The sequence below is a fragment of the Rossellomorea orangium genome (genome assembly GCF_019334305.1).
In the GTDB taxonomy this organism is placed as follows: domain Bacteria; phylum Bacillota; class Bacilli; order Bacillales; family Bacillaceae_B; genus Rossellomorea.
Genome location: NZ_JAHWGH010000032.1, coordinates 22,133 through 47,427, shown reverse-complemented (window position 1 = coordinate 47,427; position 25,295 = coordinate 22,133). Strand labels below are relative to the sequence as shown.

Genomic DNA, 25,295 nt, shown 5'->3' with positions numbered 1-25,295 from the left:
TAAATGGCTGGATTTTTGCCTGGAACGGCCGTATTATCTCCTAAATTGGCTGGATTTTTCGTCAGAACGACTGGATTTTTATCGAAAACGGCTCGATTTTCGATAAAAACGGCTGGATTCTGTTCGAACAAAATCGGAAATCCCATCCATATGACAAGAATCTCTTTCAGAAACCAATAATTAGGCTTGCGCTTCTGTATATTTTTCACTAAAATAGTGAATACATAGAATGTTTCCCTATATTAGAACGTTGATCGGGAGTAGTAATGAGTGTTTTCTGTCTTAGAGAGTTGACGGGTGGTGAAAGTCAACCAGAAGCATCATGAACTCGCCTGCTGAGTTGCAAGTGTGAACCAATTTAGTAAGACTTGCCGTTTTCCGCGTTAAGGATGAATGAAGCTGAGTGCGCGTACACTAATGTGGGTGGTACCGCGGGAGAATGTACATACAAACTCTCGTCCCAAATATTTATTTGGGATGAGAGTTTTTTTGTTTTTTATGAAAAGGTAAAGGAGGATCTCAATATGAGTTTTAATCATAAAAGTGTTGAGACAAAATGGCAACAGTATTGGGAAGAAAACAAAACGTTCAAGGCAACGGAAGACGAAGGGAAATCCAATTTCTACGCGCTGGATATGTTCCCGTATCCATCTGGCGCAGGTCTTCACGTAGGACATCCGGAAGGGTTTACGGCGACTGACATCCTTTCCCGCATGAAGCGCATGCAGGGATACAATGTCCTTCATCCGATGGGCTGGGATGCATTCGGTTTACCGGCAGAGCAATATGCCCTTGATACAGGGAATGACCCGGCAGAATTCACGCAAAAAAATATCGATACGTTCCGTCGTCAAATCAAATCACTAGGATTTTCGTATGATTGGGACCGTGAAGTCAATACGACAGATCCAGGCTATTACAAATGGACGCAATGGATTTTCACGAAACTTTATGAAAAAGGATTAGCTTATGTGGATGAGGTTGCTGTGAACTGGTGTCCAGCCCTTGGAACCGTTCTTGCAAATGAAGAAGTCATCGACGGGAAGAGTGAACGCGGAGGTCATCCTGTAGAACGCCGTCCGATGAAACAGTGGATGCTGAAGATCACGGCTTATGCCGATCGCCTTGTGGAAGATCTTGAAGAGGTTGACTGGCCGGAAAGCATCAAAGATATGCAGCGTAACTGGATCGGCCGTTCTGAAGGGGCAGAAGTGAATTTTGCCATCGATGGTCATGACAAATCATTCGATGTGTTCACGACGCGTCCTGATACGATCTTCGGTGCGACATACGCAGTTCTTGCCCCTGAGCATCCGTTCGTTGCGGAAATCACGACAGACGAACAACGCTCGAAAGTGAATGAGTACATCGACAAGATCAAGTCAAAAAGCGATCTTGAGCGTACAGACCTTGCGAAAGAAAAAACGGGTGTTTTCACGGGAGCTTATGCGATCAATCCGGCTAACGGCGAGAAAATGCCGATCTGGATCGCCGATTACGTTTTAATGAGCTACGGTTCCGGAGCGATCATGGCTGTTCCTGCCCATGACGAACGTGATTATGAGTTTGCAAAAGAATTCAATCTTCCAATTCTAGAAGTCGTCGCTGGCGGCAACGTGGAGGAAGAAGCATACACAGGTGACGGAGATCATGTAAATTCCGGCTTCCTTGATGGACTTGGAAAGGAAGAAGCGATTGCCAAAGCTATTTCCTGGTTAGAGGAAAAGAATATCGGAACGAAGAAAGTGACATACCGCCTTCGCGACTGGCTATTCAGCCGTCAACGTTATTGGGGTGAGCCGATTCCAGTTATCCATTGGGAAGACGGTTCGACAACGACTGTTCCTGAAAGTGAGCTTCCTCTTGTGCTTCCAAAGACGACGGAAATCAAACCGTCCGGAACAGGTGAATCTCCACTTGCGAACATCAGTGAATGGGTGAACGTCGAGGACCCTGAAACAGGTAAAAAAGGCCGTCGTGAAACGAACACGATGCCACAGTGGGCGGGAAGCTGCTGGTACTACATCCGTTATATCGACCCACATAATGAAGATGCCCTTGCCGATGCGAAGAAAATGCAGGAGTGGCTGCCGGTCGATACGTATATCGGTGGAGCCGAGCATGCGGTACTTCACTTGCTGTATGCGCGTTTCTGGCATAAGTTCCTTTATGATATCGGCGTAGTTCCGACGAAGGAGCCGTTCCAGAAGCTATTCAACCAAGGAATGATCCTTGGGGAAAACAACGAAAAAATGAGTAAATCAAAAGGGAATGTCGTGAACCCGGATGAAGTTGTTGAATCTCACGGTGCCGATACCCTTCGCCTATATGAAATGTTCATGGGGCCACTGGAAGCGTCCATTGCATGGAGCACAAACGGTCTTGATGGAGCACGTCGTTTCCTTGATCGTGTCTGGCGCCTTCTTGTTGAAGAGGATGGTTCATTATCCTCTAAAGTGACGGATGCACCGAACAGTGATCTTGATAAAACGTATAACCAAACCGTTAAGAAAGTGACGGAAGACTATGAAGGCCTTCGTTTCAATACAGGGATTTCCCAGCTGATGGTATTCATCAATGATGCCTACAAAGCGGAAACTCTACCGAAGGAATACGTAGAAGGATTCATCAAGCTTCTTGCGCCGATCGCTCCTCATATGACAGAGGAACTTTGGAGCAAGCTTGGTCACGAAGGAACGATTTCCTACGAAGCATGGCCGACATTCGATGAATCGAAGCTTGTGGACAACGAAGTCGAAATCGTCCTTCAAGTAAACGGTAAAGTGAAAGCCAAAGTCATGATCCCACGAGACATGACCAAAGATGACCTAGAAAAAACAGCGATGGAAAACGATGAAATCAAAACACAAATCGAAGGCAAAACCATCCACAAAGTCATCGCCGTACCAGGCAAACTAGTCAACATCGTCGCCAACTAATAAATGGGAGGGACGGACCTCGAAATGGGCTTGATTTTAAGCGTAAATCGCTTTAAATCAGCATTTCGATGAGGTCCGTCCCTCTTTTTGAGTCTGATATTTTTGTTTGGGGGACAGGCTTTGGTATAATCGTGTTGAATAATGATTGAATGTGGAAAGGAAGTTGTGAAGGATGGATAGTATTAAAACGATTACGACGGATGAGCTGGAGCAAAAGTTGAAGAACGGTGAGGATCTGCTTTTGGTGGATGTCCGTGAAGATGAAGAAGTGGCAGAGGGTATGATTCCAGGAGCGAAGCATATCAAAATGGGTGAGATCCCTGAGTCATTGGATCAATTTGATAAGGACAAAGAATATATCTTCATCTGCCGTTCAGGCAACCGCAGTGGAAATGTTGCCCACTATATGCAGGAACAAGGGTATAAAGTGGTGAACATGGAAGGCGGCATGATGAACTGGGCTGGGGAGACTGCAGCGAAGAAATAATGGGGTTTTTTAGTAGGGAAGCACATCCTTAATGAAGGATGTGCTTTTTTATGTTTAATGGAAAACGGGTGGCGATTGACCAATCTTTTAAGCGGGATATGGATTTTGAAGGGGATTTATCAGCGAAATTTTTATTTTATCGGCCAAACACCAAAACACACCTACACCTCAACTCCTCCAATGAAAATAACCCACCCTTGTTTAAAGATCCAATATTCTGACAATACTACTACCAACTATTAATCCAGGAGGGGACACCATGATCCAGGTAAAAGTATTCGACTACGAGCATGAAAAAGATTTAGAGAAAGATATGAACCATTTTCTCAGTAAAATGGATGATAAGAAGATCGTCGATATTAAATATCACGTAGCGGCGATGTCGGAGGAAGTGGAGGATCAGATCTACTGTTTCTCGGCTATGGTGGTATACAGGAAATAAAAAAGGTTGATCACTCTCAAATGAGGATCAACCTTTCTTTTTGCCTATCAGACCTTCGCGGCATTGTATCCGGCAAGTCGTCCGGTGACGAGTGCAGAGGTAATATTGTATCCTCCCGTGTATCCGTGGATATCCAGTACCTCACCGCAGAAGAACAAACCGTTCATTTTCTTGGAAGCCATCGTTTTCGGTTCGATTTCTTTGACGGAAACCCCGCCGCCGGTTACGAACGCCTTGTCGATGGATAATGTCCCGTTCACATTGAAGGTGAACTGCTTCAATAGTCTAGCAAAATCGCGGATCTTCTCAGATGAAATGTGATCGCCTTTTTCATCGTGATCGATTTCCGCACGGTCGAGTAAAAATAATAGATATCTTTCAGGTACAAGACCTTTAAAGATATTCTTCGCCGCTTTCTTACCCTCGTCCTTCACCTGTTTATGGAGGGACTGGAACAGCTGCTCCTCATTTTGATCCGGCATGGAGTCGATCTGCATGGCCACATGTGTCAGATTCCATTTTTTCATGGCCTTCACCACATATTGACTGCAGCGTAGAACAGCAGGTCCGGAAATGCCCAGATGAGTGAAAATCATATCCATCCGATGGGTGATGATCTTTTTCCCTTTCGGATTCAGTACGCTCAAATCGACACTCCTCAAAGAAAGGCCCTGCAGTTCTTTCTTCTTCACGAAAGGTTCGTCCGAAGTAAGAGGAACTTCTGTCGGAAACAGATCCGTGATCGTGTGCCCTGCATTCGTTGCCCACGGATACCCGTCTCCCGTCGATCCCGTGTGAGGGACGGACTTCCCGCCGACTGCAATCACCACAGCGTTAGCAAGAATGGTTTCTCCATCTTTTAAAAGAATTCCCACGGTTTCGCCGTTTTCGTATAAAACGTCTTCAACGCTTGTGCTTGTCCTTGTGTCGACATTCAATTCCTTCATTCGCCTCAATAGAGCTTCCACGACATCCATGGCCCTGTTCGAGACAGGGAACATCCGTCCGTGATCTTCCTCTTTCAACTGGATGCCCAGGTTTTCAAAGAAAGAGATAATATCTTCATTATTAAACTCAGAAAAAGCGCTGTATAAAAAACGTCCGTTCCCCGGGATATGCTTGATGATTTCCTCTACAGGGAGCCGGTTGGTCACGTTGCATCGGCCGCCTCCCGAGATGGCGAGCTTTCTGCCTAGTTTTGTACCTTTATCTACAAGGAGGACTTTCGCACCGTTTTCACCGGCTGCGATACTGGCCATTAAGCCCGATGGTCCTCCGCCTATGACGATGACGTCGTATTTTTTCACCATTTTCCCACCAACTTTTAATATTCGCTTCTCAAAAGAAGTTTCACCTTATTTTAAAGGGGATGGGATTTAAATACAACATTCGAAAAAAATTGTCATTCGATTCGTACAGTAGTAAACTACGTATAGTGTGTAAATTTCTTAGTTCATATTTATTTTGTTTGTTTATAGGGCAACAAGATATATAGAGAGGGATACTATGTCATCTAAATTAATAAGAGGAACGTTTATCTTAACGTTAGGGACCTTTATATCGAAGTTTTTGGGTCTTTTTTATGTTATACCGTTTGATGATTTATTGAAAGGTCATGAAGAAGGCGCATCCCTTTATCAATATGGGTATGTTCCTTATACGATCTTTCTGACCGTAGCGACTGCGGGAGTGCCGCTGGCCGTTTCAAAATTCGTTTCAAAATATAATGCCATCGGGGAATATGCCGTAGGGCGGAAGTTATTTAAGTCGGGGCTCTTGCTGATGACGCTGACGGGGGTCGTGTCCTTCCTCATCATGTATGCATTCGCACCGATTTTCGCCGAGATGACGATCAAAAGTGATGAACAGGTCATTTCCGTCGCACAGGTGACAACTGTTATCAGGGCCGTGAGCTTTGCCTTGATTATCATACCATTCATGAGCTTGATCCGCGGATTCTTCCAGGGACACCAGTCCATGGGACCGACGGCGGTTTCACAGGTCATTGAACAAATCGTCCGGATCGTCTTCCTGCTTGGCGGGATTTATGTTGTATTGAACATACTGGACGGCACCGTGACGACGGCGATTTCCGTTGCGACATTCGCGGCGTTCGTAGGGGGACTTGCTAGTCTTGGAGCCCTGATCTGGTATTGGTATAAGCGGAAGCCTCATTTAGATGAGCTTCTTGAAGAGGATCGCGGCAACGAAGAAGTTTCGTTAAAAGCGATGTACAAAGAAATCATTGCCTATTCGATTCCGTTCATTTTCGTAGGTCTCGCCAATCCATTGTTCCAACTGGTGGATCAGATCACTTTCAATACCGCCATGGCGGATATCGGGAACGCGAAAATCTCGGATCATGCGTTTGCCGTATTGAATTTCTATACGCATAAGCTTGTTATCATCCCAGTGTCATTGGCAACAGCCTTTTCCATGACGCTCATTCCGTTGATCACGACGTCGTACACAAGTGGCGACCGGAAAACGATGCGCAGGAACATTGATCAGACGTTTCAGATTTTATTGTTCCTGACCGTGCCGGCAGCACTAGGACTTGCCCTTCTAGCCGAGCCGATGTATACGCTGTTCTACCACAGTGACGCTCTCGGAACATCCATCTTACGTTCCTATGCACCGGTTGCGATCCTTTTTGCTTTATTTGCTGTTACAGCAGCAATCCTTCAAGGGATTGATGAGCAGAAGTTCACGATTTTCAGCCTTCTTGTCGGCCTGCTTCTGAAGCTTGTCCTGAATATTCCGCTCATCCGCCTGCTTGAAACCCAGGGAGCGGTACTGGCGACAACGATCGGATATGCTGTGGCGATCCTGATCAATCTGTATGTGATCAAGAAATATGCAAAATATCAATTCCGATTGATCATGAGGAGAACGATGTTTATCGGAGCGCTGAATGCCGTCATGGCCGGTGTCGTATTGGTTCTGTATGGCATCCTGGTTAAATTCCTCAGTCCGGAGACAGGCTTTCAGTCAATCATCCTTGTCGCCATCTGTGGCGGTGTGGGTGCTCTCGTATACTTCTACCTGAGTTTAAGAAGTAAGCTTGCAGACCGGCTGTTTGGTGATAAGATAACGAAAATCCGCAGTAAGCTGCGTATTGGATAAGAATAAAAAAGGGATGAATCATGTTGATCATCCCTTTTTTTATTGCGAAGGCACTAATTATTGTAATATCCCAGCTGTCTTTCGAGACGTTCTACTTTACGTTCCAGGCGGTCCACTTTGCGGTCGAGGCGTTCATACTGCCTTTCGAGCCGGTCTAATCGATCATTGATACCGCCACCATAACCTTGCCCTGGATAGCCTGGGTATTGCCCCTGTCCACCGCCGGGAAGTGGAATCGGGATCAAAATTCCTCCCGTACCTTGCTGCCGATAAGGATACATAGGTTCACCTCATTCGTATTGATCAAAGTTGCTTATCAATAGTAGCCTATGTTAAGAATAGAAAGATGAATGGGTAAAAGCCCAGAAAGAGTCCGAACGATTGAAAAGTATCATAGAAAGAAAAACTGACGGAGTGTGAATGAAATGAGAATAGATAAAATGCTGGCGAATATGGGCTATGGAAGCCGTAAGGAAGTAAAGAAACTATTAAAGGATGGCGGTCTTCAAGTGAATGGGGAAGTCATCAAGGATGGGAAGGTCCATATCGATACGGAAAAGGATACGGTCATGCTTTACGGTGAACAGGTGGAGTACCGTGAATACATCTATCTTCTGATGAATAAGCCGCCAGGTGTCATCTCAGCCACTGAAGACGCACAGGATGAAACCGTGATTGACTTACTGCAGCTGGAGGACCAAATTTTCAATCCATTTCCTGTAGGGAGACTTGATAAGGATACTGAAGGTTTCCTCCTGATCACCAATGACGGCCAACTATCCCACCAGCTTCTTTCACCGAAGCGCCATGTGCCGAAAACGTATTTTGCCGTGATTGAAGGGGAAGTGACGGAAGCGGATGTGGAAGCATTCAAAAATGGTGTTACACTGGATGACGGGTATGAAACGAAGCCGGGAGATTTAACAATCTTAAAGTCGGGACAGACTTCAGACATCGAGCTGACCATCACAGAAGGGAAATTCCATCAGGTGAAGAGAATGTTTGAAAGTGTCGGGAAGCGTGTGATCTATCTGAAACGCCTGACAATGGGACCGCTCGAACTTGACGAAGATTTAGAGCTTGGTGAGTACCGTGAATTGACAGAAGAGGAAGTAACCCTTCTTAAAGAATATAAGCCGGAATAACAAACGGGGCGGCACCTTTATGATAAAGGTGCCGCCCTGTTTTATTGTGTTTTATTCATTTAAGTCTGTTATTCGTTCTTTTTCGTTTAGGCGGTAGCCGACGTTGTCTATTTAAGACGTCATCTTTACTTTCTTCTCCGTAGTTGTCCACTGACCCCGACTCGGGCTTTGTACCAAGTCATTATAGGCTAACACGTTGAGATCTCTTTGTATGGTTCGAGGAGTAATGCCAAATTCGTCTACAAGATCTTGAGTTGTTACAGTACCCTTCTGTTTGATGTACATGTATACAGCTTTGATTCTAGTGAGCATACGATTGGTTGAAGGTTTCAAAAAACCACTCCCTCATCATTTTTCCAAAGGCAAAAGACTGCAAGCGTCGTTTGTGCACCTCACGTGCTACCATATGTACTATGCGCTTTAGACAACCCCTTTTCTACATATAAAGTTATTCTAGATGTCAGACAATTACATTGTACCCCTAATCCGACAAAATTTCTAGAATATTGTCCAAATTTACAAACTATTTACGTAGTAACTTGGTACCTCTATTCCTAGAATATGAAGAAAATGCTAATATTATGTATTTTTTCTATAGTCACCAATTAGTCGTCCTGCAGGTGAGAGATTGTGTTCATCTTTGCGGGTGTCCCTGTTTGGATTTCCCTGCAAAACAGTATAAAATGGGAGGGGAAGAAAATACATATAAAGCAGGTGGAAGTGTATGAGTATCAATTGGACAAACGAAGTCGAGAAACGGAAAGATGAGTTGCTTAAAGACTTGCAGAAATTCCTTCAGATTAAAAGTGTACTGGATGAAGAGAATGCGACAGAAGATGCACCTCTCGGCAAAGGTGTGAAGGAAGCTCTTTCCTACCTGTTGGCCCTTGGGGAAAAGGACGGTTTCATTCCTAAGAACGTCGATCACCTTGCCGGTCATTTAGAATTCGGGGAAGGGACGGACCTCCTCGGTATCCTCTGCCACGTGGACGTCGTGCCTGAAGGGGACGGCTGGAGTGTCGATCCTTATGGCGGCGAGATCAAGGACGGAAAGATCTATGCACGTGGAGCGATTGATGATAAAGGGCCGACGATGGCTGCCTATTATGCCATGAAAATCGTAAAAGATCTTGACCCGACCTTCAACAAGCGGATCCGCATGATCATCGGGACCGATGAAGAAAGCGACTGGAGATGCGTCGACTATTACTTCAAGAACGAAGAAATGCCGACGGTGGGATTTGCACCGGATGCCGACTTCCCGATCATTCATGCTGAAAAGGGAATAGCGGATTATGACCTCGTTCAGGCAAAACACGAGGAGCCTGAGAAATCAGGGATTAAGGTCCTTTCCTTCGAGTCAGGTCGCCGCTACAACATGGTTCCCGACTATGCAAAAGCGATATTGGTGGTGGATGAGGATCATACGAAATGGGTGCAGAACTTTGAAATCTTCACAAAAGAAGAAGGTGTCAAAGGAAGCTATTATATTGAAAACGGCGAGCTTGTATTCCAGGTGGAAGGCGTGTCATCACACGGGATGGAGCCCGACAATGGGAAGAATGCCGGACTTTATTTAGCGGCTTTCCTTTCCAAGCTGCCATTATCCTCTCAAGGGAAAGAATTCTTTGACTTTACGACTAAGAATTTCTTCAAGGATTCCCGGGGGATACAGCTTGGCGTCAGTTACACGGATGACATTACGGGGGATCTTACCATCAACGTCGGAAAGCTTCGTTATACAGAAGCGGACGGAGGACGCTTAGGTTTGAACATGCGTTATCCCGTGACGTTTGATATGGTAAAAGGAAAGAGCATCATTGAGAACATTGTGGGGTATTCCATTGAGAACTTCACAGACAGCAAGCCTCATCATGTGTCCAAGGATGATGAACTCGTACAGACCCTCAAGAAAGTATATGAAGATCAGACAGGAGAAAGAGGCGAGTTATTAAGCATCGGTGGAGGGACTTATGCAAGAAGTCTTGAAGCAGGAGTCGCCTTTGGGGCGTTGTTCCCGGGCCGTGAGGATATTGCCCATCAGAAAGATGAATATATGTATATCGAGGATCTCCTTAAAGCTACGGCCATTTACGCTCAGGCCATTTTTGAATTGGCATGTGAATCTTAAGGGATACAAGGGGGAGAGCAGAGGATGAACACAGTATTTGTAAACGGGGAACTGATCGATCGTGACAAGGCAAAGATCGACATTGAGGATCGGGGCTATCAATTCGGTGACGGTATCTATGAAGTAATCCGGGTATACAACGGAAAGACCTTCACCATGAAAGAACATATGGAAAGATTGTATCAAAGCGCTGAAAAGATGAAGCTTTCCATTCCGTATAGTGAAGAGGAATTCACTGCAACACTTCTTCGCTTGATTGAAATGAACGGGGTGCAAGACGGAATCGTGTATTTACAGGTGACGCGCGGCGTCTCTGCACGTCAGCATCACTTCCCTTCACAGGACGTGGTGGGAAGTGTCGTTGCTTATACGAAGGATTTCCCCGTTCCCAAAGGACAAATGGAGGATGGCGTGACGGCCAAGCTCGTGGAAGATATCCGTTGGCTCCGCTGTGATATTAAGAGCCTGAATCTCCTGGGGAACCTTCTGGCAAAACAGGAGGCGGCATCAGAGGGACACTTTGAAGCGATCTTGCACCGTGGCGATACGGTTACGGAAGGCTCTTCTTCCAATGCCTTTATGGTGAAAGACGGAGTCATCTATACACATCCCGCTACAAATCTGATCCTTAATGGAATTACAAGAAGAGTCATTGAAGATCTGTGCAGGAAAAATGGTATCACGTTCCAAGAAGAGACATTCTCCGTTCCTGAGCTGTTGGCAGCGGATGAGGTATTCATTGCGAGTACCACTTCAGAAGTGATGCCTGTCACCGGGATCGATGGAAAGGTAATCGGCGAAGGAAGACCGGGTGCTGTTACGAAAAGGCTTCAGGCACTGTTCGGCGATAGAAAAGAAATCGAAGCCCGTTAATTTAGTTGGAGGCATTACATGTTGATTTGTTCACAACCATTCATGAAAACAGAACGAAGAATAGAAGACAACCAGCAATTCACGGTAGAGACGGAGGAGAATCTATACTTGTACAGTGACCGTATTGTCACTCCTACAAGAACCTTCATCATGAAAGAGGTGTTGGACATGACGAGTAAGCCTTTGTCCGCTTACTATACGTTTTTATACCTGCACACCATCGAAGGGGTCCGGACGTTTGTCGTAAAGTCTTCTCCCGAACGCTTCATCTCTCACTATCATCAGGTCAAGTGAACATAAGAAGAGGCTGCCCGTTTCATGGGGCAGCCTCTTTTCCTTTGCCTATCATTAGAATCTGAACAAGTCACTTGATAGATAGCGTTCTCCTGTATCGCATGCTATGCATACCACTACATCCCCAGGTGATAATGTCTTTGCCACTTCAATGGCAGCGTAACAGGCAGCACCTGAAGAAGGTCCCACTAAGATACCTTCTTCGCTTGCCATTCTCCGGGCGATATCGTAAGCCTGCTCGTCTTCAATTTTATGGATTTCATCATACACACTTGTATTCAGTATGTCCGGCACAAAGCCGGGACTCGTCCCCACAAGCTTGTGCTTGCCGGGTTTTCCTCCTGAAAGTACGGGAGAGCCCGCCGGCTCGACGACATGGACCGCCAGTTCGGGATAATGCTCTTTCAACACTTCACCCGTTCCAGTAATCGTTCCACCCGTTCCTGCGGTTGCCACAAATGCCGATAAAGGTTTTCCAAGTTCCTTCATGGCTTCAACGATCTCAAGGGCCGTTGTTTTCCGGTGGGCATTCGGGTTCGCATCGTTTTCAAATTGCATAGGCATGAAACTGTTGGGGATTTTCTCCGTCAGTTCCTTGGCTTTTTCGATGGCACCAGGCATTTTCTCGTCCCCTGGCGTCAATACCACTTCTGCTCCATACGCCTTGAGAAGATTGATACGCTCTTGCGTCATCGTATCAGGCATCACGAGGATGGCACGGTAACCCCTTGCCGCAGCATTCATGGCAAGTCCGATACCCGTGTTCCCGCTCGTTGGCTCGATGATGGTCGAACCTTCTTTCAATAAGCCTTCTTTTTCTGCTTCCACGATCATCTCATAGGCCGCTCTGTCTTTGACGCTTTTGCTCGGATTATAGAATTCCAGTTTCACATACACGTCCGCCCCGTCAGCAGGGTTCAATCGATTTAATTTTACGAGGGGGGTATCCCCGATCAGATCTGCGATATTCTGTACAACTTTCATGGTCAACTTCCTTTCAGAAAACAATCTCTTTCTATCGTACTAATTCAAATAAATCTTATCAAATAAATAAGCTTTGTATTTCATTTTTGTTGCAATTCTCACTAGTCATTCTTTCTGATGACACATTTTGCTAAAATAAAGTAATAATAGAAAGGAAAGGTGATATGTTGAACACTCACTATTTCTTTGCCCTTTCCCTGCCAATTGAAACAAAACGATATTTAGATGAATGCATGCAGCCGTTGAAGGCTCAAGGTGCATGTAAGAAGTGGGTACATCCAGAGGACTATCACTTGACTCTCGCCTTTTTAGGGAGTGCGGATGAACTCGGGCCGGTACTCGATAAAGTCGGCAGTCTGCAGTTCACGGCTTTTCCCCTGACACTGGACAGGTTCGGTACGTTTGGGAAGAGTGATTCTCCAAGAATCCTGTGGATGGGTGTAGACTATTCAGACATGCTGCACAAAGTCAGGAACCATGTGTATGGTGCATGTGAAGAGGCGGGATTTCAATTGGATAAAAGGCCATTTTCTCCTCATATCACAGTAGGGCGGAAATGGAATGAGCAATCTCCCTTTACCAGTGAGGTGCTGGACGGATTCCAACCTGCCGAGGGCCATACGTTCACAGCAACAGAAATGGTTTTGTATCAAACTCACATTGACCGGATGCCTAAGTATGAAGCCATATACACCATACCGTTTCAGGCAAATTGACCGTCACGAAAGGATCGATTCATATGGCACAGCTGATTAAACTTCAAGATTACGTTTCACGATACGAAACGGATTTATATAGATATCCTTCCCAATTTGTCCGATTAAAAAAGCAGCAATGGGAAAAAATGAAACAACATTGGGAAAACGGGGATCTGCCCCCGGCGCCTCCATCCGTAAAGGAGGAGGAAGAGAAGGATTCCGTGAAGGAAAAGCTCTTCTCCCTTTTCAAAAAGAAAGACGCTCAAGAAGAAGAACCTGTGCTTCAGCCCAGTGATGAAGAAATGGTTTTTGAGATGGAGAGAAATCAGGATATCCACTCAGAAGAAGAGTTGAAGGTTTCTTTTTTAAATCTATTATTTGATTTTCAACTGAAGTGGGCGAGCTCTACAATCATGGAGAAATCGTATGTGGATAACAGTTATCGGTATGATGAGCGATTACGCTATCTACTCCAACGCTTCCCTGATAATATATTCGTGATGTACAACCCTGTCCTGAAAATAAAAAATGCACCAGTTGAACTTGAAACCATCCTGATCACCCCGACAGGCATATGGTGTTTAACCTTTCTTGAATTCGAGGAGGGAACAGCCTATATAGGTTCAGGAGAACGATTCTGGGTAAAAAAATGGGGGGACATGGAATCAAAGGTGTTAAACCCTCTCATCGGTTTGAAAAGGATGGAGCGCATCATCCATCAAATCATCCGGTATGCGGGAGTGGAGCTTCCCATTTATCAAGCCGTCATCAGCAGGAACGGTTACATAGATTACCCTCAGTCGCCGGCAGGGATCCAGTTTTTAGATAAACGAATCCATAATGAGTGGTTCCAGCAGCAGAGGTCAAGCTCTTCCCCTATTAAAAGTGTGCAGTTGAAAGCAGCTCAGGCGATTATGGAGTATTGTCAAATCACTTCCTTCAAAAGGCTACAATGGGAAGAGGAACAAGAAGTAGCAGAAGGTGATCAAGCGTAACCGACTGTATCAGCTGGTTTTGGCCAGGGGGTTACAGGGTATAATCCCACCATGAATGGAACGTCTTTGGCCTAACCATCGTGAAACAAGCATATACCTTACTATAGAAGCGATAAATGAACTGTTTGTCAGTGGGGTAATGAAGGCTTCTTTCCCATAAATGGCGGACCAAATGGGCCTTCAATGAATAATATAAGAACAGGATTGCGGCTCCCTTCAAGCTTGTTGAAAACGGAGATTGGCTTAAATAGGGTCCTCCCGAGTCGGAAAATGTTAAACAGAAGTAGGTGGCAGAAGTGTTAGTCATTAGCAGGCAGTATGATGCATTTTTGGATACGTTCAATACAATCACCATGATCCTTCCATATCATTATCATGATGGGAATTCGAGCCACTTCACCCTGGTCAGGGGAGAGGAAAAGATCGCTCTTCACATTGAAGAAAAGATTCCCCTTCATGATGCCATGAAATATGTAACGACCGTTGTAAGCGAGAAGATCGTGTTAGGGGAGATCTATGAGATTATCGATGAACATGATACAAAGACGGATCTTCAGACAGGAGCTGTCATACGAACGGAAGAATTTGATCAACGATACTACTACGATGGCAATGACCTGGGTGTTACATACCAGGATGGGAATACGGTCTTTAAAGTATGGTCACCAACTGCAACCGAGATGCGTTTGAAGCTCAAGTCACCAGACGATGAAGAAATACAGTACCCATTTATAAGAATGGAAAACGGAGTGTGGGAATGCCGGGTGAATACGGATGTTGAAGGGTATCTTTACACCATCCTTCCGTGTATCAATCTGGTGTGGGATGAGCTGATCGATCCTTATGCGAAAGCTGTCTCATTGAACAGTGAATGGGGATGTGTCATCAACCTTGGAAACACGGTTGGGAAGCCGCTACCTCCGCTTTCCTCTCCCACAGATGCAGTCATTTACGAATTGAATATCAGGGATTTCTCCGCCCAACAGGAAAGTGGAATGAAGTTCAGGGGGAAATACCGCGCCTTTACGGAAAAAGGAACCTATACACCGAAAGGATCCTCAACAGGGGTCCAGTATTTAAAGGAGCTGGGTGTCACCCATGTCGAACTGCTTCCTGTAAATGATTTTGATGGCGTGACGGATTGTCCTTCAGATACCAGTTATAATTGGGGGTACAATCCACTATTCTTCAATGCGCCTGAAGGGAGCTACAGCCTAAAGCCCGAAGATCCATATGAGCGGATACGGGAATTGAAAGCCGTGATACAGAGTCTGCATGATGAAAATATCAGGGTCATTCAAGATGTGGTGTACAACCACGTCTTCATCCGCGAGGATTCGTCGTTTGAAAAGCTCGTGCCGGGCTATTTCTTCCGTCATGATGAAAACGGCTTACCCTCAAACGGCACAGGAGTAGGGAATGATTTCGCCTCAGAACGCCTCATGGCAAGGAAATTCATCGTCGATTCGGTCCTTTACTGGTTGAATGAATACGGAGTTGACGGCTTCCGTTTCGATTTAATGGGAATCCTCGACGTCAAAACCATGACCATGATCCGTGAAGAAGTGGATAAAGTATTACCCGGGGCAATCTTGATTGGAGAAGGGTGGGATCTGAATACGCCGCTTCCTCCACATCAAAAAGCCAATCTGCGAAATGCACATCAGCTTCAGGGCATCGGCCAATTCAATGATTGGTTCAGGGACACAATTAAAGGCAGTACATTTAATTTATATGATAAAGGGTTCGCTCTCGGGCATGGCCATTTGGAACAGAAGGTGGAGCTTGTCCTTACTGGCAGCATAGGTGTAAAGAGTGGGGAACGGGGGCTATTTAAAGAGCCTTCCCAATCGGTCAATTATGTGGAGTCCCATGATAACCATACGCTTTGGGATAAAATGAAGGCGTGTTTGAATGAGGATGAGGAGACCCTGAAAGCCCGTCATAAATTGGCGACCACAATGGTCATCTTGTCTCAGGGAATTCCGTTCCTCCACGCCGGGCAGGAATTCTTCAGAACCAAAAAGGGGATCGAGAACAGCTATAACTCCCCAATTGAAATCAATCAAATGGACTGGATCAGAAGAGAACAGTATGATGATGTGGTTCAATACGTGAAAGCACTGATCCAGATCAGGAAAAGTCACGGGGCCTTACGGTTTCATACGAGTGAGCTGATCCGTGAGCATGTAAACGTGTCACACAGCCAGGCAAACCTGATACATGTTTCCTATCAGAATGTCCATCCATACGGGCCGTGGGATGAAATCCACCTGGTCTTTCATTCGGATACGCAAGCATGTGAGTACCGACTGCCTGAAGGGAAACAATGGAATTGTTTATCCAATGGCCATCAGGCAAGTGTAAGCGGCCTGTATGATGTAAAGGAGCCTTCGATCACCCTTGAACCGGTCTCTTCGTATGTATTTGTAAGGTGACAGTTCATTCCAGTGCTTGACGAAAACGCAAGATGACGATAAAATCGTAAACAGATGGCTATTGATTTGTATTGCCCAATAGCTGTCTTTTTTATTTTATTTGATCTTTTTACACATTGAAATAAATGATACACATGAAAATATAAACATGACAAAGGACCAATAGAAGGTGAATATATTGGAACACTTATTTGACCAAGATTGGGAAATCGTCCCCGCAGGCGGTGCAACCGGAGAAGCGTTCTTTGCTCAATACCAGGAGCAGAGATTATTTCTAAAGCGCAATTCTTCCCCTTTTGTAGCTGTATTATCAGCAGAGGGAATTGTACCCAAGCTTGTTTGGACCAAACGGATGGAAAACGGGGACGTCATCACTGCACAACACTGGTTAAATGGGAGAGAATTAAAGCCCGAAGAGATGAAGGATGAGCGGGTGGCGAGGCTGTTGAACAAGATTCATTCCTCGAAACCTCTTTCCACCATGCTTGAGAGATTGGGGAAAGAGCCGTTCCAACCGGAGCATATGCTGACGGAAGTGGAGACGGGACTCGAGTTCGATCTTCTTTCACTGCCTGTCATCCGTGAGGCGCTTTTGTTTCTTCAAAAAGAACTCATGGAAGTTCAGCAGGAAGAATATGTAGTATGTCACGGAGACGTCAACCATAACAACTGGCTGTTATCCGACTACAACCAGCTGTATTTAATTGACTGGGATGGAGCGATGATTGCAGACCCTGCATTCGATGTAGGATTACTGTTATACTGGTACATCCCTGAAGATCAGTGGGAAAGCTGGCTGACTCAATATGGAGCCGAGCTGACCGATAACTTGAAGCTGCGGATGAAATGGTATGTCGTGGCACAAACGATTTTATCCATCCAGTGGCATAAGGGGAAAGCCCGTTTTCACGAGATGAACCACTGGATTCAATACTTGCATAAGGTGATATGAATCAAGAATAACTGTTCATATCTGTGACCCATTGGGACAGGTTATCCTTGTTCGTTGTAATATGGTTGGAAAGATCCGGCGATGAGATCCCGCTTTGGCTGTACTGATAAATCTCCTGTAAAACGGGTTTGACGTTTTCGTGGATATCAGCATTGACCATCAGCGACTTGACCAACCGTTCAACCTGCTCGCATTCTGAAACCGATCCACAGCAATCCGTTGAATGATTGCTTAATATATCAGATAATAACTGCATTTGATTCTGTGAATTTAAAGGCATGAAGTACACCCTTTCATTTTCGTAAGTTTAATGGAACCGCGTCGGACATCCCTCTAAATGACCAGACCTTAAAAAAAGGAATTCACTAATAGTGTGTGAATTCCTTTTTCATTTATGCGCCTTTTTTGAGGGACGGACCTCTCAAGTCGCATTTCACTATTTGGCTCTTGCATAGGACCGAGAGTCATGGTATGTTTTTTTCGATAATAAAAAATGAGGTGTCTACATGCGTTTACGTCACAAACCATGGGCTTCTGAGAAGATCAGTGATCATCCACAGTATGTTGTGGCAGAACCCCAGGAGAAAAAAGGTCATTGGAACAAAGAATTTGGCAACGATAACCCCCTCCATATCGAGGTCGGAACAGGAAAAGGTCAATTCGTCACGGAAATGGCAAGAGCCAATCCGGACGTTAATTATATTGGAATCGAGCTGTATGAAAGTGTCATCGTCACCGCTCTCGACCGTCTGATTGAAGCTGAGCTTCCGAATGTCAAGCTGTTGAATGTCGATGCAAGGAATCTGACGGAGTATTTCGATTCGGGGGAAGTGGACAGGGTATACCTGAACTTCTCGGATCCATGGCCAAAAAATCGTCATGAAAAACGCCGCCTGACATATAAGGACTTCTTGTCCATGTATGAACAGATCCTGGTTGAAAATGGGGAAATCCACTTCAAGACAGATAACCAGGGACTTTTCGAATACTCATTACAGAGCTTCTCGTGGTACGGTCTGCATCTGAATTTCCTAAGCCTCGATCTCCATAACAGCGACTTCGAAGGCAACATCATGACCGAATACGAAGAAAAATTCTCTGCCAAAGGCCAGAGGATTTACCGTGTCGAAGCACAGTTTCAAAATAAATAAAAAATGGACCAGACAGCCCTGATATTTGAAGGGCTGTTTTTTTACTGATCAGGCATTCGCCTACAAGTTGTCCACCTATTCTGATAAAATGAAAGGGTATGAACAAAGGAGGAATAAAGATGGAAACGTTGAGAGTTGGAGATCTAACGATACACTGGCTGAATGGCGGCGTGACCCATATGGATGGGGGAGCGATGTTTGGGGTCGTTCCTAAGCCTCTTTGGTCAAAAAAATATGCCGTGAATGAACTGAACCAGATCGAATTACGGACCGATCCGATGTACTTTAAATGGCAAGGGAAAAATGTGTTAATCGAATCAGGTATCGGTAAAGGCAAGTTGAATGACAAGCAAAAGCGCAATTACGGAGTCCATGAAGAATCGGATGTCGAAGCTTCCCTTGCTGCCCTTGATATCTCACCAAACGATATCGATGTGATCCTGATGACTCACATGCATTTCGATCATGCGTGCGGATTGACAAAATATGAGGGGGATGAGCTCGTATCAGTCTTTCCCAATGCCACCATTTATACTTCACAGGTGGAATGGGATGAAATGAGGAATCCAAATGTTCGTTCCCGCAATACATACTGGAAAGAAAACTGGGAGAGCATCGGGTCCCAAGTGACAACCTATAAAGAAGAAATGGAAGTCCTCCCCGGAATCAAGATGGTGCACACCGGCGGGCATAGTGACGGACATTCGATCATTATCATGGAGCATAATGGAGAGAAGTTCATTCACATGGCAGACATCATGCCGACTCACGCCCATAAAAATCCACTCTGGGTACTTGCCTACGATGATTATCCGATGACGTCCATCGGAGCAAAAGAAAAATGGATCACTCAGGCAGTCGAAGGAGAGTATTGGTTCCTCTTTTATCATGACGCAGAGTATAGAGGGATCAAGTGGAATAGAGATGGAGAAATCATCGATAAAGTAATCAGGGAAAAATAAAAAGCAGGATGGTCCCGGAAATAGTGGGATCATCCTGCTTTTATTAAGTTAAAGGGTACACATCCACAACGGTTCCGGTATAAGCGTCGGCTATGAATTCATATTGCTCAAGTTCCCCGTCTTTTCGCCTTGATATGCCGCCTTTATATACCTTCGTGTTCATGGAGTGTTTCCGGTAGTCTTCAGGTTTCATACCGATCCATGATCCATCGATGTTTCCTTCTCTTTTGAAAGATAGTTTGACGTCTTTTAACACCTTCTCGGCAGATACTAGGCGTGAATCGTCCAGTTTCCCTTTAAGAAGGTAACCGCCGGCTGCTCCGACTCCCAGTCCAAATATGAATGATTTCCAGTTCATCTGTTATTCCCTCCAAAGGCCATTTTTGCATGCCGGCACTCAGGATCCGTTCATCCGGTCCTGACAAATTCCCGGCCATGGTCGATAATTTTTTATCCTTAGGTACATTCTATCAAAGAAAACATCAAAAAGAGAAATGCTTTTATCTCAATTGGTGGTAAGAGGTGCGAAAGTTCTGTAAAATAAGATTATACATACTCTAGATTTTATATAAAAGGGGCATAAGACATGAAACAAGATACGTTGGAATTATTTAAGACATTGACGGAATTGCCTGGAGCGCCAGGTAATGAACATGGTGTACGAAAGTTTATGAAAGAACAATTATCCCAATACTCTGATGAGATCGTACAGGATCGATTAGGCGGGATATTCGGATTGAGAAAAGGCAGTGAACAGGATCCAGTCGTCATGGTGGCCGGTCATATGGACGAAGTAGGCTTCATGGTTACATCGATTACGGATAATGGCATGATCCGCTTCCAGACCCTTGGAGGATGGTGGAGCCAGGTGCTCTTGGCCCAGCGGGTTCAAATCATCACAGACAACGGTCCGATAACCGGTGTGATCGGCAGTATCCCTCCTCACCTGCTTGGGGAAGAACAGCGCAGGAAACCGATGGATATTAAGAATATGCTCATTGATATCGGTGCCGATGACCGGGAAAATGCACGTGAGATCGGAATTAAACCGGGTCAGCAGATTGTACCGATCTGCCCGTTCACTCCTATGGCAAATGAGAAGAAGATCCTTGCCAAAGCCTGGGACAACCGTTATGGATGCGGATTATCCATTGAATTATTAAAAGAGCTTCAAGGTGTGAGCCTTCCGAATACCCTTTATTCCGGGGCGACGGTTCAGGAGGAAGTCGGGTTACGCGGTGCCCAGACGGCAGCCAACATGATTAATCCCGATATCTTCTTTGCATTGGATGCGAGTCCTGCCAATGATATGTCAGGTGATAAAAATGAATTTGGACAGCTTGGAAAAGGAGCACTTCTTCGGATCCTCGACCGTTCCATGGTGACTCACAGGGGCATTAGGGAATTCGTACTGGATACAGCTGAATCCAATGACATTCCTTATCAGTACTTTGTTTCGCAAGGCGGTACAGACGCCGGACGAGTGCATATGTCCAATGAAGGGGTTCCGAGTGCCGTAGTGGGTATTTGTTCGAGGTATATCCATACTCATGCGTCCATGATCCATGTAGACGATTATGCAGCTGCGAAAGAGCTGATCGTCAAGTTAGTGAAGCAATGTGACCGCACGACCATCGAAACGATCAAATCGAATAGCTGATGAAGAATAAATAGAGAAAAGCTGTCTCATTCAATTGCTGAGACAGCTTTTTTATAAAGAGATAAGGGGGCAAAAAGTGCTCCCGACGAGAAAAGAGGTATGATGTTGTTGAAAGTAGCAATCGGAACGACCAACCCCGCAAAAGTACAGGCCATAAAAAAAGCCTTTCAGGAGCAATACGTCGAGGTTCACTTCGAGTGCCTCAAAACCGAGTCGCATGTAAGTGAGCAGCCCATGTCCGACCAGGAAACGATAGAAGGAGCACTAAATCGCGCCAAAATTGTCCTGAAGTCCACGGGTAGTGATGTGGGAATAGGGCTTGAAGGTGGAGTGAGTGAGTCCCTCTATGGGATGTTCGTATGTAACTGGGGGGCACTTGTAGACCGGAATGGGACTGAAATCATCGGTGGTGGAGCGAGGATTTCCCTCCCGAATGAAATCAGCAATGAAATAAGAGCAGGGAAAGAACTCGGCCCCCTCATGGATGAGTATACTCAAAGAACGGGAATCCGAAAGAAAGAAGGCGCCATCGGTGTGTTTACAAACGGTCTCTTGACGAGAGAGGAAATGTTCCGTCACGTGGTCGGTCTTTTGATCGGTCAGTGGCAATTCAAAACAAAATAATCTTAAGATGATTTGCCCCGGGAGGGTACTTGGCCCATACCAATTATACCGGTCCTTCATAGGATGGAGTATATCAGACTTTCTTTTATCTGATAAATTCTTTCTAAGGAGGTTAGAATTTATGGGATGCAACTATTGTAACGACCGAGTTGGGGGGCGTCGCGATGATGATCGTCGTGATGATCGCCGTGACAACCGCTTCTGTTGCGACTGGGATAAATTCCTATTTGGGGACAGAAGAAGATGCAACTTATTTGGGGCAAATGATGATCGCAGAAGAAGTGGATGCGGTAGAGACAACGTCAGAGGTGCTGAAGACCGGAACAGAGGATGCAGAGGCAGAAGAGGCGATGAAGATAATCGCAGACGATGCGGATGCAAAAGACATAGACGCTGCGGATGTGGACTTTTCTGGTAAGAGTAATGGAACCCCGTGTTGAATGGGGTTCTTTTTTAAACTAAAAAATCCCCTGAATCATTTCAGGGGATTCGAACAATTATTTTACACCTTTCATCGCTCTTTGGATCATAGGTGAAATCAAGAATAGAATAACGGCTAATGCAATCGCCATTCCACCGATAGAACCAAAGTAAAGTGTTTCATTTTCTGGTGAATAGAAGCGGACAAGCTGCGCGTTAAGAGCTTGTGCACCGGCAGATGCCAAGAACCAAAGACTCATGGTTTGAGCAGAGAATGCTTCTGGTGCAAGCTTCGTTGTAGCTGAAAGACCGACTGGTGATAAGCATAGTTCACCAAGAACAACGATGAAGTAACTTAGCACGAGCCAAAGTGGATTAACAAGTGAATCTTCTCCTCCCATTTGGGCAGGTAACAGAATCACTAAGAAAGATAAACCGGCAAACAATAGACCGAATGAGAATTTCTTCGGAATGGATGGCTGACGGTCACCTAATTTCACCCACATCCAAGCAAATACAGGAGCTAATAGGATGATGAATAATGGATTCAGTGACTGGAACCATGCAGGAGAGATGGAAATCCCCATGAAATCAAGCTGTGTACGCTTGTCTGCATATGCGGCAAGAATAGTAGATCCTTGTTCCTGAATCGACCAGAACATAACGGCTGAAATAAATAATGGAATATAAGCAATGACCCTTGAACGTTCCGTTGCTGTCGTCTTTGGACTATAGTACATCACAATAAAGTAGATGGTTGGAACGACGATACCAAAGATTCCGACAATATTGATGAATACGTCCAGTGTAAATAAACCTGCTGGAATTGTAGTACCTAAGATGATAGCCAAAGCAACTGCGACTGCACCTACGATTAAACCGTATTTCTTCTTCTCACGTGCTGAAAGCGGGTTTGGTACATACGTACCTGCAAGACCCAGGTTGTTCTTCTTCGTTAGCATGAATACGACAAGACCTAAGAACATACCGATAGCGGCAGCTGCGAATCCCCAGTGGAAACCTTTCGATTCCATAAGACTACCGACGATCAGTGGCGCAATGAAAGCACCTAAGTTGATACCCATATAGAAGATACTGAATGCCGCATCACGGCGGGTATCATTTTCACTGTACATTTCACCTACAACTGTAGAAACATTCGGTTTTAATAAACCTGTTCCGACAACAATCAATACCATTGAAACAAAGAACAGAGATAAGCTCCCTGGAAATGATAAAGCAATGTGACCAAACATGATGAATATTCCACCGTAGAAAACGGCTTTCGAAGTACCGAATACCCTATCAGCTAACCAGCCCCCGATAACCCCTGACATATACACAAGTGAACCATAAATGGACATGATCGCTAAAGCTGTATTTTGCTCTAGACCCAGTCCACCTTTTGATACCTCATAGTACATGTAGAATACGAGGATGGCACGCATTCCGTAGTAGGAAAAGCGCTCCCAAAATTCTGTGAAGAATAAAGTGAATAATCCCTTTGGATGACCGAAGAATCCTTTTTGAGGGACACTATCCACAATTTTCTGTTTATTCATTGATGACATGTTACTACCTCCCTTATTCTTTTACTATAATATTTTAATATTTTCTTAAAGTCAAAAAAAGTTTGCAAATGGTTAATAATAACATAAAATGACTATACATTGCCAATATTATGTTATTTTTAAATAGTGAAAAATTTTAGGTCTTTTTAACTTATACGTTTTTTCGCATAAAGAAATCCTGCAGCATTGATGCTGCAGGATTTCTTTGGAATATCGTTATTCCTCTTCGAAAACATACGAAAGGGTCTTTAGTGCCTGATCAATCGACGAAACGGTGACATTCGCCTTATTTGAAAGCTCTTTCAATGGATGATGGAGTTTTTCCGGACGAATGAGGATCAGGGGCTTTTGTAATGCAAGGGCTGTGCTGGCATCCATTGCCGTGTTCCATTGCTTATATTCTTCGCCGAATAGAGCAACGACCACATCCGATTTTTTCAAGAGCAGTTCTGTGCGGAAGTTATTGATCTGTGAGGCAGCTTCATCACGGAAGATCTTATTTGGCTGCTCACCAAGGATTTCTTCCCCGATTGAATCCGAGCGGTCATGATTTTCCATGGGACCCACAAAATGTAGCGGAAGTCTCAGCGCTTTTGCTTTATCTTTCAGTTCGTTCCTCCAGGAGCTATGTATCTCTCCGGCTAAATACACGGTAAATTCCATTTTATTCACCTTCCTGTTTTTAGTCATCTTATCATAAATACCCTATGGATGATAATGTAACCACTTTTCCCATGAAAAAGGCATAATTTCTTATTGGAAGGGTTGTCAATCGGGACTTTGTGAGGGTATCATAAGCGTAGGTCCTAGGCATGAAGGGAGGAAATATGAGGATGAAGACGAAAGCATCGATCATTTTCTTTATTCTTATGCTTTTATTAGCAGGATGCAATACGACAATCGATCAAGAAAAAGAGGAGACTGCAAGTGCGGTGAAGGGTGCTTTGAATTCAAGTGAAGCAGCTGATGAACAGGCTGGAAATATCAGCTTCTATCTGCCGTTCGGTGCCGAAATAGAAAAAGAATCTCCTAATAATATCATTATTTCAAAAGATTCTGATACGTTTATACTTTTCACGAACCCTCAAGAGGATAAGGATAGTGAACTTCTATATAAAATGGCCATTAATGACAAAGAAAGTCTCGTGAAGAATGGGACGTTCAAAGAAGACGACCGCTTAGGATACTACGTCATTAAGGAATTACCTGATACAGAAGAATATGAACTTACCGTTGGAGTGGGTGGAACGAAAGTAACGACTCAATCACAAATGAAAGACTTGGCGGATAACGCCGAAATGATGATGAAAATGGCAGCATCAGTTAAACATAAATAGATCGTAGCAGACCGGATCTTTTCTGAATGGAGAATCGGTCTTTTTTTGGCTGTTTTCGTAAACATT

At 44.8% G+C, this 25,295-nt stretch carries 27 protein-coding genes and 1 other annotated feature; of the genes, 19 read left to right on the top strand and 8 right to left on the bottom strand.

Features of this window, described 5'->3' with window-relative positions:
* The first annotated feature begins 241 nt into the window (after positions 1-241).
* Positions 242-466 (top strand) — a binding site (T-box leader).
* 58 nt (positions 467-524) lie between these two features.
* From leuS to KYJ26_RS23440, 4 genes are all read left to right on the top strand, one after another.
* A complete protein-coding gene (gene leuS, locus KYJ26_RS23455) occupies positions 525-2,939 on the top strand; it encodes a leucine--tRNA ligase (protein ID WP_219170510.1) in 2,415 nt (804 codons plus the stop codon).
* 172 nt (positions 2,940-3,111) lie between these two features.
* Positions 3,112-3,426 (top strand): rhodanese-like domain-containing protein, encoded by a 315-nt coding sequence (locus KYJ26_RS23450; protein ID WP_219170508.1) that lies wholly within the window; start codon positions 3,112-3,114, stop codon positions 3,424-3,426.
* A gap of 50 nt (positions 3,427-3,476) precedes the next feature.
* The gene (locus KYJ26_RS23445; protein ID WP_219170506.1) at positions 3,477-3,647 is read left to right on the top strand and encodes a hypothetical protein; all 171 of its coding nucleotides are present in this window, start codon (positions 3,477-3,479) and stop codon (positions 3,645-3,647) included.
* A 38-nt stretch (positions 3,648-3,685) separates the two neighbouring features.
* Positions 3,686-3,868 (top strand): sporulation protein Cse60, encoded by a 183-nt coding sequence (locus KYJ26_RS23440; RefSeq protein WP_034765594.1) that lies wholly within the window; start codon positions 3,686-3,688, stop codon positions 3,866-3,868.
* Positions 3,869-3,915: 47 nt separating this feature from the next.
* On the opposite strand, the gene KYJ26_RS23435 is transcribed toward KYJ26_RS23440, so the two are convergent.
* Positions 3,916-5,178 carry a BaiN/RdsA family NAD(P)/FAD-dependent oxidoreductase gene (locus KYJ26_RS23435; RefSeq protein WP_219170505.1) on the bottom strand — a complete coding sequence of 421 codons (1,263 nt, stop codon included), beginning with the start codon at positions 5,176-5,178 and terminating at the stop codon, positions 3,916-3,918.
* Between the two features lie 196 nt (positions 5,179-5,374).
* On the opposite strand from KYJ26_RS23435, the gene KYJ26_RS23430 reads away from it, so the two are divergent.
* Entirely contained in the window at positions 5,375-6,994 is a 1,620-nt protein-coding gene (locus KYJ26_RS23430; protein ID WP_219170503.1) for a putative polysaccharide biosynthesis protein, read from the top strand.
* Between the two features lie 53 nt (positions 6,995-7,047).
* On the opposite strand, the gene KYJ26_RS23425 is transcribed toward KYJ26_RS23430, so the two are convergent.
* Positions 7,048-7,275 (bottom strand): hypothetical protein, encoded by a 228-nt coding sequence (locus tag KYJ26_RS23425; RefSeq protein WP_257475213.1) that lies wholly within the window; start codon positions 7,273-7,275, stop codon positions 7,048-7,050.
* A 144-nt stretch (positions 7,276-7,419) separates the two neighbouring features.
* Here KYJ26_RS23425 and KYJ26_RS23420 point away from each other — a divergent pair, with 144 nt between their 5' ends.
* Positions 7,420-8,139, top strand: a complete 720-nt coding sequence (locus KYJ26_RS23420; protein ID WP_219170501.1) for a pseudouridine synthase — start codon at positions 7,420-7,422, stop codon at positions 8,137-8,139.
* Between the two features lie 111 nt (positions 8,140-8,250).
* Here KYJ26_RS23420 and KYJ26_RS23415 read toward each other — a convergent pair whose 3' ends face one another.
* A complete protein-coding gene (locus KYJ26_RS23415; RefSeq protein ID WP_044340309.1) occupies positions 8,251-8,472 on the bottom strand; it encodes a DeoR family transcriptional regulator in 222 nt (73 codons plus the stop codon).
* 391 nt (positions 8,473-8,863) lie between these two features.
* Between KYJ26_RS23415 and pepV the strand changes: the two genes are divergently transcribed.
* Genes pepV through KYJ26_RS23400 form a run of 3 tightly spaced genes read left to right on the top strand, consistent with a single transcriptional unit; the run spans position 8,864 to position 11,437 of the window.
* The gene (gene pepV, locus KYJ26_RS23410) at positions 8,864-10,270 is read left to right on the top strand and encodes a dipeptidase PepV (RefSeq protein ID WP_219170500.1); all 1,407 of its coding nucleotides are present in this window, start codon (positions 8,864-8,866) and stop codon (positions 10,268-10,270) included.
* Between the two features lie 24 nt (positions 10,271-10,294).
* Entirely contained in the window at positions 10,295-11,143 is an 849-nt protein-coding gene (gene dat, locus KYJ26_RS23405; RefSeq protein WP_219170499.1) for a D-amino-acid transaminase, read from the top strand.
* Positions 11,144-11,161: 18 nt separating this feature from the next.
* Positions 11,162-11,437, top strand: coding sequence for a hypothetical protein (locus KYJ26_RS23400; RefSeq protein ID WP_219170497.1), 276 nt, complete (start codon positions 11,162-11,164; stop codon positions 11,435-11,437).
* Positions 11,438-11,491: 54 nt separating this feature from the next.
* Here KYJ26_RS23400 and cysK read toward each other — a convergent pair whose 3' ends face one another.
* Positions 11,492-12,421, bottom strand: a complete 930-nt coding sequence (cysK, locus tag KYJ26_RS23395) for a cysteine synthase A (RefSeq protein WP_219170496.1) — start codon at positions 12,419-12,421, stop codon at positions 11,492-11,494.
* Between the two features lie 164 nt (positions 12,422-12,585).
* Here cysK and thpR point away from each other — a divergent pair, with 164 nt between their 5' ends.
* The 4 genes from thpR (at position 12,586) to KYJ26_RS23375 (ending at position 17,504) form a co-directional block, all read left to right on the top strand.
* Complete coding sequence (gene thpR / locus KYJ26_RS23390; RefSeq protein WP_219170494.1) at positions 12,586-13,137, top strand: RNA 2',3'-cyclic phosphodiesterase; 552 nt, start codon at positions 12,586-12,588, stop codon at positions 13,135-13,137.
* 23 nt (positions 13,138-13,160) lie between these two features.
* Positions 13,161-14,114 (top strand): nuclease-related domain-containing protein, encoded by a 954-nt coding sequence (locus KYJ26_RS23385; protein ID WP_219170493.1) that lies wholly within the window; start codon positions 13,161-13,163, stop codon positions 14,112-14,114.
* A gap of 296 nt (positions 14,115-14,410) precedes the next feature.
* Positions 14,411-16,552 (top strand): type I pullulanase, encoded by a 2,142-nt coding sequence (pulA, locus tag KYJ26_RS23380; RefSeq protein ID WP_219170492.1) that lies wholly within the window; start codon positions 14,411-14,413, stop codon positions 16,550-16,552.
* Positions 16,553-16,730: 178 nt separating this feature from the next.
* Positions 16,731-17,504: a phosphotransferase family protein gene (locus tag KYJ26_RS23375; protein WP_219170490.1), complete on the top strand. Its 774-nt coding sequence runs from the start codon at positions 16,731-16,733 to the stop codon at positions 17,502-17,504.
* 1 nt (position 17,505) lies between these two features.
* On the opposite strand, the gene KYJ26_RS23370 is transcribed toward KYJ26_RS23375, so the two are convergent.
* Positions 17,506-17,784, bottom strand: coding sequence for a YtzH-like family protein (locus tag KYJ26_RS23370; RefSeq protein WP_219170489.1), 279 nt, complete (start codon positions 17,782-17,784; stop codon positions 17,506-17,508).
* A gap of 226 nt (positions 17,785-18,010) precedes the next feature.
* On the opposite strand from KYJ26_RS23370, the gene trmB reads away from it, so the two are divergent.
* Positions 18,011-18,655, top strand: coding sequence for a tRNA (guanosine(46)-N7)-methyltransferase TrmB (gene trmB, locus KYJ26_RS23365; protein ID WP_219170487.1), 645 nt, complete (start codon positions 18,011-18,013; stop codon positions 18,653-18,655).
* A gap of 119 nt (positions 18,656-18,774) precedes the next feature.
* Positions 18,775-19,617 carry a YtnP family quorum-quenching lactonase gene (locus KYJ26_RS23360; protein WP_219170486.1) on the top strand — a complete coding sequence of 281 codons (843 nt, stop codon included), beginning with the start codon at positions 18,775-18,777 and terminating at the stop codon, positions 19,615-19,617.
* A gap of 43 nt (positions 19,618-19,660) precedes the next feature.
* Here KYJ26_RS23360 and KYJ26_RS23355 read toward each other — a convergent pair whose 3' ends face one another.
* A complete protein-coding gene (locus KYJ26_RS23355; protein WP_219170484.1) occupies positions 19,661-19,975 on the bottom strand; it encodes a PepSY domain-containing protein in 315 nt (104 codons plus the stop codon).
* Positions 19,976-20,203: 228 nt separating this feature from the next.
* Here KYJ26_RS23355 and KYJ26_RS23350 point away from each other — a divergent pair, with 228 nt between their 5' ends.
* From KYJ26_RS23350 to KYJ26_RS23340, 3 genes are all read left to right on the top strand, one after another.
* The gene (locus KYJ26_RS23350; RefSeq protein WP_219170483.1) at positions 20,204-21,277 is read left to right on the top strand and encodes a M42 family metallopeptidase; all 1,074 of its coding nucleotides are present in this window, start codon (positions 20,204-20,206) and stop codon (positions 21,275-21,277) included.
* Positions 21,278-21,376: 99 nt separating this feature from the next.
* Positions 21,377-21,901 carry a DUF84 family protein gene (locus tag KYJ26_RS23345; protein WP_307514248.1) on the top strand — a complete coding sequence of 175 codons (525 nt, stop codon included), beginning with the start codon at positions 21,377-21,379 and terminating at the stop codon, positions 21,899-21,901.
* Positions 21,902-22,065: 164 nt separating this feature from the next.
* Positions 22,066-22,341 (top strand): hypothetical protein, encoded by a 276-nt coding sequence (locus KYJ26_RS23340; protein ID WP_219170481.1) that lies wholly within the window; start codon positions 22,066-22,068, stop codon positions 22,339-22,341.
* A gap of 57 nt (positions 22,342-22,398) precedes the next feature.
* Here KYJ26_RS23340 and KYJ26_RS23335 read toward each other — a convergent pair whose 3' ends face one another.
* Positions 22,399-23,892: a peptide MFS transporter gene (locus tag KYJ26_RS23335; protein ID WP_219170480.1), complete on the bottom strand. Its 1,494-nt coding sequence runs from the start codon at positions 23,890-23,892 to the stop codon at positions 22,399-22,401.
* Positions 23,893-24,108: 216 nt separating this feature from the next.
* Positions 24,109-24,555 carry a YtoQ family protein gene (locus tag KYJ26_RS23330; RefSeq protein WP_219170479.1) on the bottom strand — a complete coding sequence of 149 codons (447 nt, stop codon included), beginning with the start codon at positions 24,553-24,555 and terminating at the stop codon, positions 24,109-24,111.
* Between the two features lie 170 nt (positions 24,556-24,725).
* Here KYJ26_RS23330 and KYJ26_RS23325 point away from each other — a divergent pair, with 170 nt between their 5' ends.
* Entirely contained in the window at positions 24,726-25,229 is a 504-nt protein-coding gene (locus tag KYJ26_RS23325; protein WP_219170477.1) for a hypothetical protein, read from the top strand.
* Positions 25,230-25,295: the final 66 nt, after the last annotated feature.